Source organism: Janibacter sp. Soil728, assembly GCF_001428305.1.
Taxonomy (GTDB): domain Bacteria; phylum Actinomycetota; class Actinomycetes; order Actinomycetales; family Dermatophilaceae; genus Janibacter.
This window is the reverse complement of record NZ_LMRZ01000008.1, coordinates 66,280-75,194: the sequence shown is the minus strand read 5'-3', so window position 1 is coordinate 75,194 and position 8,915 is coordinate 66,280. Positions and strand designations below refer to the sequence as shown.

General features: G+C 70.5%; 6 protein-coding genes. 2 read left to right on the top strand and 4 right to left on the bottom strand.

Features of this window, described 5'->3' with window-relative positions; all coding sequences use genetic code 11:
• Positions 1–255 precede the first annotated feature (255 nt).
• The 4 genes from ASG73_RS17045 to ASG73_RS17030 form a co-directional block, all read right to left on the bottom strand.
• Entirely contained in the window at positions 256–2,124 is a 1,869-nt protein-coding gene (locus ASG73_RS17045) for a glycosyltransferase (RefSeq protein ID WP_055998268.1), read from the bottom strand.
• Positions 2,121–2,498 carry a hypothetical protein gene (locus ASG73_RS17040; RefSeq protein ID WP_055998265.1) on the bottom strand — a complete coding sequence of 126 codons (378 nt, stop codon included), beginning with the start codon at positions 2,496–2,498 and terminating at the stop codon, positions 2,121–2,123. Before ASG73_RS17040 ends, ASG73_RS17045 begins: the two co-directional genes overlap by 4 nt.
• Before the next feature lie 80 nt (positions 2,499–2,578).
• On the bottom strand, positions 2,579–3,397 hold the full coding sequence (locus ASG73_RS17035) for a CDP-alcohol phosphatidyltransferase family protein (protein ID WP_055998262.1): 819 nt from the start codon (positions 3,395–3,397) through the stop codon (positions 2,579–2,581).
• Entirely contained in the window at positions 3,394–5,928 is a 2,535-nt protein-coding gene (locus ASG73_RS17030) for a glycosyltransferase (RefSeq protein ID WP_156466372.1), read from the bottom strand. Before ASG73_RS17030 ends, ASG73_RS17035 begins: the two co-directional genes overlap by 4 nt.
• A gap of 209 nt (positions 5,929–6,137) precedes the next feature.
• Between ASG73_RS17030 and ASG73_RS17025 the strand changes: the two genes are divergently transcribed.
• A complete protein-coding gene (locus ASG73_RS17025; protein ID WP_055998256.1) occupies positions 6,138–7,037 on the top strand; it encodes an ABC transporter permease in 900 nt (299 codons plus the stop codon).
• The gene (locus ASG73_RS18580; protein ID WP_082567362.1) at positions 7,030–8,772 is read left to right on the top strand and encodes an ATP-binding cassette domain-containing protein; all 1,743 of its coding nucleotides are present in this window, start codon (positions 7,030–7,032) and stop codon (positions 8,770–8,772) included. Before ASG73_RS17025 ends, ASG73_RS18580 begins: the two co-directional genes overlap by 8 nt.
• The last annotated feature ends 143 nt before the right edge of the window (positions 8,773–8,915 follow it).

The following is an 8,915-nucleotide window of genomic DNA, read 5'->3' as shown; positions in this document are numbered from 1 at the left end:
CAGGCTGTGCGGCCACACGTGGAAGATGACCACGAGCGAGACCGCAACCGCCCGCAAACCCTGGATGTCCTTGCGAAAACCACTCGCAGAGGACTCCGGACGACGGAGCGCAGACAACAGGTCCTTCATCAACGAAACCTTCGAGCGTGTGGGATGCGACGAGCAAGCCCACAAAGTGCTCGTCCCGTCGCCTGACGGGAGGAAACCCTACGGGCCCCACCCCACACCCGCGCGCAGCGAACCGCTGCTCGCCGACTAGGTCGCTGGAACAGCCGTCCGGTGTCGGCGCTGAACGCTGAGCGCCCCGTGCACGGTGGAGTACGGGAGCCACGACTCACCGCCACCTCCGAAATCGAGCCTCAGGTGCCTGATGAGATTGCGTCCGGTGAGGGCGAGGACGAGATCCAGCTGCTGGTTGCCCTCGGGAACCTCGCGGCCAGCCTGGTCCTGGGTGACCCGCATGCGCAGCGACATCCGGTGCGGCTGCCGGGAGAGCACCTCGACGGGGACGAAGACGGGCGCGCCGTGCTTGCGACGACGCAGGACGAGCTGCGGGACGATCACGTCGTGGGCCGGGGGGCCACCCGTCTCGGTCCACGTGAGGTCGCCCTCGATCTCGAGGGTCCCCGAGGCGTGGACGGTCATCGACGAGACGGCGAAGGCTGCGCCCCGCACGTGCAGCCGGTCGGGCTTGACGGCGAGGGCCCGCGAGATGGCGCCCTGCCACGCGTCGACGATCGCCTGCTCGCCGAAGCCAGCGCTCGACTCCCAGGCCTTCGCACTGAGCGACCTGGCCAGCTCCTCGTCGCGGCACAGCTGCACGACGCGGGCGGCGGCGGCCTCCTCGTCACCCTCGGTCACGAGGAAGCCGTTGTACCCGTCCCGGATGAGTGAGCCGGGACCGTAGCGGATGTCGTAGGAGATCGGCGGGCAGCCACGCCCGAGGCTCTCCATGAGCACCAGCGGCTGCCCCTCCTTGCGGCTGGTCAGCATCGAGAAGGTGGCGGTCTCGAAGGCCCGGGCCGCATTGCTCGTGTGGCCGTGCAGCGTGACATGAGCCTGCACCTGCAGCTCGTCGACGACGGCCCGGAGATGGTCCATCTCGGGTCCGCCGCCGTAGATGTCGAGGCGGACCTCGGGCAGCTCCTGAGCGGCCCGGTGGATGACGCGGATCGCCGACTCGACATTCTTCAGGCGGGTGAGGGCGCAGACCATGGCTCCCGTCGCGCGCTGGCGTTCCTCGAAGGGCGGCGGCTGCGGCAGCCGCTCTCGCGCGTTGGAGATGTCGACGAGGTTGTCGGCGTCGCCGAACCTGTCGACGAAGTCGGCCTTCTGCCCCGGTGTGAGGAAGACGACGCCGTCCCAGCGGGCCGGGTCGTCGAGGATCGGCCGGTGCGGCTTGGGGATCGCCCCGACGAAGGGGTCCGCGGCGGCCACCACGTGGCTGCTGTGCAGGACCTTGAAGGTGACGATGTGGGACTCCTCGAGCTGCGTGAAGATGCCCGCGGCGAAGTTGCTGTCGACGATCATCGCGGTGGGCCGCCCACCGGAGAGCTCGCGCAGCCAGTCGCGGTAGAAGTCCCCCGCCCGGGTCCAACTGCCGACGACCCGGCCCTCGGGCGTGAGCAGCGTCAGGCGTCGCCTGACGACCTCGCCCGCCTCGTCGACGGGCGCCTCGTCGAGGAGGAAGGTGCTCCCGTCGGGGCGCAGGTACTCGCGCCGGACGACCTTGTCGACGTCCGGCTGGGTCCACAGCCGGCAGAAGACCCGCCCGTCGTCGTCCAGCTGCTCCTCGGCCGTCGCCCCGCTCGGGGCGCTGCGCGCGAGCGTCGAAGCGCCTGGCACCTTGGCCCGATCGTCGAGCGTTGCGGAGCGGTAGTGGTGGTAGATGTTGAGGATCTCGAGGCCCTCGAAGGCGTGGCCGGCCGCCTCCAGAGCGGTCAGGACCTCGCCGTACCCGGGCTTGGGCTCGAAGGTGAGGATCGGTGCCCGCTGGCCCACGTGGGTCTGGTACATCCGTGCGCGCTGCAGGCACATGGACGTCATCCCGCCGAACTCGTCGGCGATGCCCCACGTCACCATGAAGATGCGCTCGGCGCCTCGTGCCTCGTGCACCGCGTTCATCCCTTCACCTGCGTCAGGCTCAGCTTGCGGCTGGCCGTGGGGTAGGGCAACCACATCCGGTCGGTCGTACCCCATCCCAGCCTCGTGGCCACCAGCTCGTCGCCGAAGATCACCTCGGCGAAACCGTCGAGGATGTCGGCGCCGTCGGCGAACTGCGGCCCGCCCGGCGGGATCGTGCAGGCGACGGACCACTGGCCGGGTCCGTCCGGGGTGATGGTCGCGGGGAAGGAACGGCTCTCACCAGCTCCCCGGGCATCGAGGCGGACGAGGGCACTGGCGGGCGCCGGCCCCCCGGCCGCTGACCTGGCGAGGACGACCACGTCCATCTCGCCGTTGCCGCGCAGACTGATCCGATCGAGAAGAATCTCGCTCACAACACACCCTCAGGACGTCGACCGACCGCGGCCGGGTCACGGCCCGCGGGAGTGTCCGCACGCTATCGCACGGCGCCCGCTCAGGCGTCGAAGCGTCGCGACGTCACGATCATCAGCAGGAAGCCGCCGGCGGTGGCCATGGCCAGGGGCAGCGACAGCAGCAGCCACCCACGCAGGACGACGCCGTCATCCACGGCTCCCAGCTGGGCGAGCAGGACGTCCACCGTCGCAAAGAACAGGGTGATGAGCGTGTACTCGATGGCGACGAAGGCGCGGAAGAAGGGGAAGAAGCGCAGCAGGCTGCGGGCAGATCGCAGACCGGCCGAGCGGGAGGCACCGCTCTCGGCGCTCTCCTCCCCCTTCGGCAGGCCTGCGTAGAGCCGGGCCACGAAGACCAGGTCTCCGAAGGACTTCTTGAGCAGGACCAGACAGGCGGTGAGGGCACCGATCGTGGTCCAACCGCCGATCGAGGTGGGGCCACCGTCGACATGGACCCCGAGCGCGATCGGCAGTGCCGCCTCGGTGACGTAGTGGCCGACGCGGTCGAGGTAGACGCCCATCGGCGACGAGGTCCCCCGCCACCGGGCGACCTCGCCGTCGGAGCAGTCGATGAGGATCTGGAACTGGATGAGGAGGGCACAGGCCAGGACCGCCCACCAGGACGGGATCATCAGCACGGCAGCCGCGATCACGCCCACGAGGATCATCAGCCAGGTGACGCCGTTGGCGGAGATGCCCGTCGGGATGATCACGCGGGTGAAGTGGAGGGACATCCGGCGCAGGTAGAGCGTGCCCGCCCAGTGCTCGGAGTTGCGCCGGCCGACCACCGAGGGCGGTTGCACGACCGCGCGCAGCTCGTCCAGGGTCGGGCGTGCGCTCCGAGGCTCGTGCTGGCTCACATGTGTCCTGTGGGTCGTGGTTCGTGGGGTGTCCGGGTGGTGTCCCCCAGCCCGATCGCCTCCGCGAACTCCTGCAGGGCCGTGGCGTTGTAGGCATCGACGTCCAGCGTGCTGAACTCCGGACGCCGGGAAACGAGGTCCATCATGGCACGCCCGACTGCTGCGTCGTCCCGGTCGACGACGATGCCGCACCCGGGCGGGACCACGCCCTCGACCGAGGAGAAGGCCGTCGTCAGCACCGGCGTCGACAGGGCCAGCGCCTCCAGGATCACCATCGGCAACCCCTCGTGCTCACTCGTCAGGGCGAAGTAGTCGGCGGCCGCGATGACCGGGAAGGGGTTGGCGACCTGCCCCGTCAGGTGGACCGACCGCTCGAGACCCAGCTCGCCCACGAGGGAGCGCAGCTCCTCCTCCAGCGGCCCGGAACCCATGATGACCACGGCGACCTCGTGCCCCGCGGCGCGGGCAGCCGCGGCCGCGCGCACGAGTCGTGCGTGGTTCTTGGTTGGGGTGAGCCGGCCAGCGGTCACGAAGCTCACCGTGGCCTCGTCCCGCAGCGCGGCCACGACCTCGGCGGCCAGGCCCAGGTCGTCGAGGGGCACCCGCGCCAGCGAGCGCACCCGCCGCGCGTCGATGACATTGCGTGCGCTGCGGAACTGCGCACCGCCGGCGTACCTGACCAGGGACTGCTCGTTGACCCGGGCCAGCGACTGCGAGACCGAGACCAGTCGGTCGTAGCGGCGGTACAGGCTGAAGACCTGCTCGAGGTGGCGCGCGCGCTTGCTCCCGTGCTCGGCCGTGCTGGCCACCTCGGCCGCGAGGTCGTTGTGCAGCCACATCGAGTGGGTGCGCACGTCGCCGGGGGCCACACCGCGCGACATCAGCAGGGCCCAGTAGGGCGAGTACCCCCCGAAGTCGATGACGTGGTCGAACTGCGTCGAGCCGAAGCACCGCACCCACTCATCCCGCAGGAGCCGCACCAGCGCCCCCACCGGCACGGCGGGGTGATCGGCCCCGAGCCGCTCGAGCAGGTGGCGGAACCCCAGGACCCGCTGCGAGCCGCCCGGTGCTCCCACGCGGGGCAGGAGGCGCACCCGTTCGTCGACCGCCTCCGCGAACGCGTCCGGGTCCGCGTCGCGGGCCGGTCCCCACGCGAGCGAGATGTCGAGCGCGTCGAGGTCGAGCTGCCCGAGGAGAGCGATCAGCGAGGAGGTGACGCCGTTGCGCTGGAGGGAGCCGGCGTGGATGAGGATCCGGGGGACCCGACGCCCGTCCGCCCGCTCCGCCAGCGGGACGCGTCGGCCGACAGACGGCTCGGTGCCGCGCCAGATGGCGTCCACCACCCGCTGGGTGGCCTGCCCGTCGTCGAAGGGGGCGTACCGCGCGGCCCAGTCGTGGCGCACGTCGGCCCGCTCGCCCCCGGCGAGCACATCCGCGGCCGTCTGGTGCGCCGTCGTGCACACCCGGCCCGGCAGGTCCTCCGCGGGGAGGTACAGCGGTCTGGTCCGCTCGTAGAGCTCGCGGTCGGGGACGTGGAAGGTGATGGGAAGCCCGGCACCGGCCAGCGCGTCGAAGAGGATGCTGGAGTAGTCCGTGACGAGGTGATCGGTGATCGCGAGGACCTCGTTGACCGGGACGTCGGCCGGGACGAGCATCCCCTCGAGGCCGGTCAGTGCCTGCGTCTGCGCCTGCACCACGGGGTGTGCCTTGACCAGGACCTGCCACTCCTCGCCCAGCTCCGCCTGCAGGCAGGTGACCAGCTCCAGCAGGTCCTCGGCGTCGAGGCGGGGGTCCGCGAAGGCCTCCCCCCGCCACGTGGGTGCGACGAGCACGAGCCGACGTCGGGGGTCCAGCGTGACGCCGTAGGCCCGCAACCGCCTCCGGATCGCGGCGCGCTCGGGATCGGTGGTGTCGACCTGAACGTCCGTGCGGGGCATGCCCACCTCGAGCACCGACCCGGGCGCGATCCCCGCGAGCCGGTAAGCACGTCGGTACATCGTGTCGGTCATGTAGGGGCCCGAGGAGAGCAGGTGATCCGCGGCGAGGAAGTTGCGGATGATGTTGGCCGCGCCGAGGGCGCCCCCCGGGATGTCGTAGCCCATGGCCTTCAGGGGGGTCCCGTGCCACGTGTTGATGTAGATCTGCCCCGGGCGCTTGCCGAACTCCGCCGGGAAGGTCGAGTTGTTGACCAGGTAGCCAGCCGTCGCGAGGTGACGGAAGTACGCGGCCGTCCGGTACCCGACCAGCCGCACCCGCGAGTCGTCCAGGCCGAGGGTCGACAGGTGCTCTCGAGCCTGCTGACGCCGTCCGTCGTCGGCGACGACCCACACGTGCCGCAGGTGGGCCAGGTCCGGCGCGGCGACCAGATGGTTGAAGATCGCCAGCGGGCTGTCGAGCAGGCCGGCCCCGAAGGTCGCCTCGTAGAGGACCGTGTCGCTCTCGAGCGGGCGAGCACGCCAGTGGGCGACCCACTCCGAGCGGGGAAGGCGTCCGGCTCGACGGAGCACACCCATCGCCCGTTGCAGCCTCATCGTCTCCACCTCTCGTCCGCCGGCGCGGCACGTCAGTCTACGAGCGGCCGGCGGCCCGGCCGTCGCGCCACCCCGCCCTGCCGGGAACGATCGGTATGATCCCTGTCAGGCGTCGGACAGACCCCGACCGCCCCGTGGACGCGGGGATGACCAACGACAAGGGATCCAACTGTGGCTGACGTCGCCCGCAGCGCCAAGGTTCGGAGCCTGTGACCGAGGCACCCGCGCGCCGCCCCCTCGCCGCAGCGTTGACCACCGACGAGTCCCGAGAGCTGGCCGAGCGCCACGGCCTGCGGTCCCTGAACCAGCGGCCGCCGCTGGGGCGGTACATCGCCGACGTGTGGCGCCGTCGCAGCTTCCTGTGGACGCTCTCCTCGGCCGAGTCCTACGCCAAGAACGAGGCCAACCACCTCGGCCAGGTCTGGGCGATCCTCAACCCTGCGGTCCTCATCGGCAGCTACTTCCTGATCTTCGGTCTGCTCCTGAGCACCCGGGGCGGGGTCGACAACTTCATCGCCTTCCTCAGCATCGGCGTTGTGATGTTCGGCTTCACCTCGTCGGTGATCACCCGTGGCGCCAAGGCGATCACCGGTCGGCTGGGCATCGTGCGCGCCCTGCACTTCCCGAGGGCGATCCTGCCGATGTCGGTCGCGCTCACGGAGTTCCTCGCCACGGTCCCGGCCTTCGGTCTGCTCTTCGCGCTCATGCTCCTCACCGGCGAGCGCCCCGACTGGGAGTGGCTGCTCTTCCCGGTCGCCGTGATCATCCAGGGCGTGACGCTCCTCGGTTTCGCCTTCATCGCGGCCCGCCTGGTCAACGCCTCCCAGGACATGGCCAACCTCATCCCGGTCGTCGTGCGCCTGCTGCGGTACGTCTCCGGCGTGTTCTTCCCCGTGGCGCACTACGTGGCAGGCGCCCCGCCGGTGATCCAGGCCGTCCTGACGCTGCAACCCTTCGCCCTGATGCTCACCATCGTCCGGCAGTCCCTCCTGGGCAGCGAACCGGTGGTGCTCTCCGACTGGCTCATCATGACCGGCTGGGCCGTCGTCATCGCCGGGGTCGGGCTGATCTACTTCTGGCGGGCAGAGACGAGGTACGGCCGTGGTTGACCCTCAGCACCCCGACGCCACCGCGGCGAAGACCAGGACGCCCACGGTCGTCGTCAGTCACGTGAGCGTCACCTACCGGGTCCTCGGTGGCGAACGCCGCGGCGCTCCGAGCACACAGGGCGAGCCGCGCTCCTTCCGCCAGATGCTCCGGGGTGGGGGTGAGCGGACTCGCGAGATCCACGCCGTCCAGGACGTCAGCTTCGTCGCCCACCACGGGGAGTCCATCGGCATCATCGGACACAACGGATCCGGCAAGTCCACGTTGTTGCGGGCAGTGGCCGGACTCCTCCCCCCGTCCGAAGGGAGGTTGTGGGTCAGCGGTGAGCCCTCGCTGCTCGGCGTCAATGCCGTGCTCATCCGCAAGCTCAGCGGGACGCGCAACATCTACGTCGGCGGTCAGGCGCTCGGCCTGAGCAAGGCCGAGATCGATGAGAAGTTCGACGAGATCGTCGACTTCTCCGGGATCGGGGACGCCGTCCACCTCCCCATGAGCACCTACTCGTCCGGCATGGGCGCGCGGCTACGGTTCGCGATCTCCACGGCTGCCACGCCCGATGTCCTGATGATCGACGAGGCACTGGCCACCGGGGACGCGGCCTTCAGGAAGAAGAGCGCCGAGCGCATCAAGGCCATCCGTGAGGCCGCGGGGACCGTCTTCCTCGTCTCGCACTCCAACTCCAACATCCGTGAGATCTGCGATCGCGTCCTGTGGATGGACCACGGCCGCCTGCTCATGGACGGGCCGACCGAAGAGGTCCTGCCTGCCTACGAAGCGACCCTGCCCAAGACCAAGGCCCGCACGAAGGACGCCGCCCCCGTCGAACCCGACGTGCCGGGCACCGTCCGCTGGACGGGCAGGAACCGCACCGACGTGGCCCGGGAGATCACCCAGGACGCGTGGGACCCGGGCGTCGCGGGCTGCTTCGTCGTCAGCTCCCAAGGGATCGCCACCGCTCGGATGGTCGCCCCGATCGCGGCGCAGCTCGGCTGGCCCCTCCTGTGGGTGCGCCCGGGTGCGCTACCCGCTGCCACCCGTGACGAGCTGGGTCGGCTGGCCCCTGAGCACATCGTCGTGGTCGGCGACGACGACGACATCACGCCACGCGCCTACAGCCACATCGACAAGCTCGCCGTCGGGACGATCGAGCGAGTGGCTGCCGACGACCTCGCCCTCACCGCCGCCCGGCTGCTGCAGTCCTTCCCTCCGAAGGACGGCTCGACGATGTACGTCACCCGCGCGGACAACTCCGCGACCACGGCCGCGACCTCGCTGAAGGCCGCGGCGACCCACCGGTCCGTGATCGTGTGCGACACCGCGGACGTCCCCGACGAGCTCGCCGCTGCCGTGGCCTCCGTCGGGCCACGCCGGTTGGTCTTCGTCGGGTACGAGGAGGAGTGGTCCACCGAGACAGTCGCGCGGCTGCGTGAGGCCACGGGTGCCGACGTCGAGTTCTTCCGCGAGGAGGGGCCGATGGCCGTGGTCGCCGGGCTGTGGGACCAGGTGCAGCCCGGTGGTCGGGCGATCGTGTGCGGTCCCTCGGTCCTCGAGCTGCTCACGGCTGCCGTGGCCTCAGGGCACCACGGGACGCCCGTGCTCCTCGTCACGACGGCTCGTCTGCCGCAGGTCGTGCGCAGCACGCTCGAGCGCCTGGCACCCACGCAGATCGTGCTCTGCGGTGTCGTGGATGCCCTTCCCCCCGACCTGCGTCAGGACCTCGGTCAGCTCGTCCGGTGACGGCATGAGCCCGTCGCGTGGACCGATGGCGCGGAAGCCGTGCGGCTCATGTACCGTTGGCATCACGAGAAACCACACAGATCCGGGTCCGCTCTGGTAGTTCTGCCATTCCCTCGGGAGCGGTAGAAGGATCAGTGCCGACC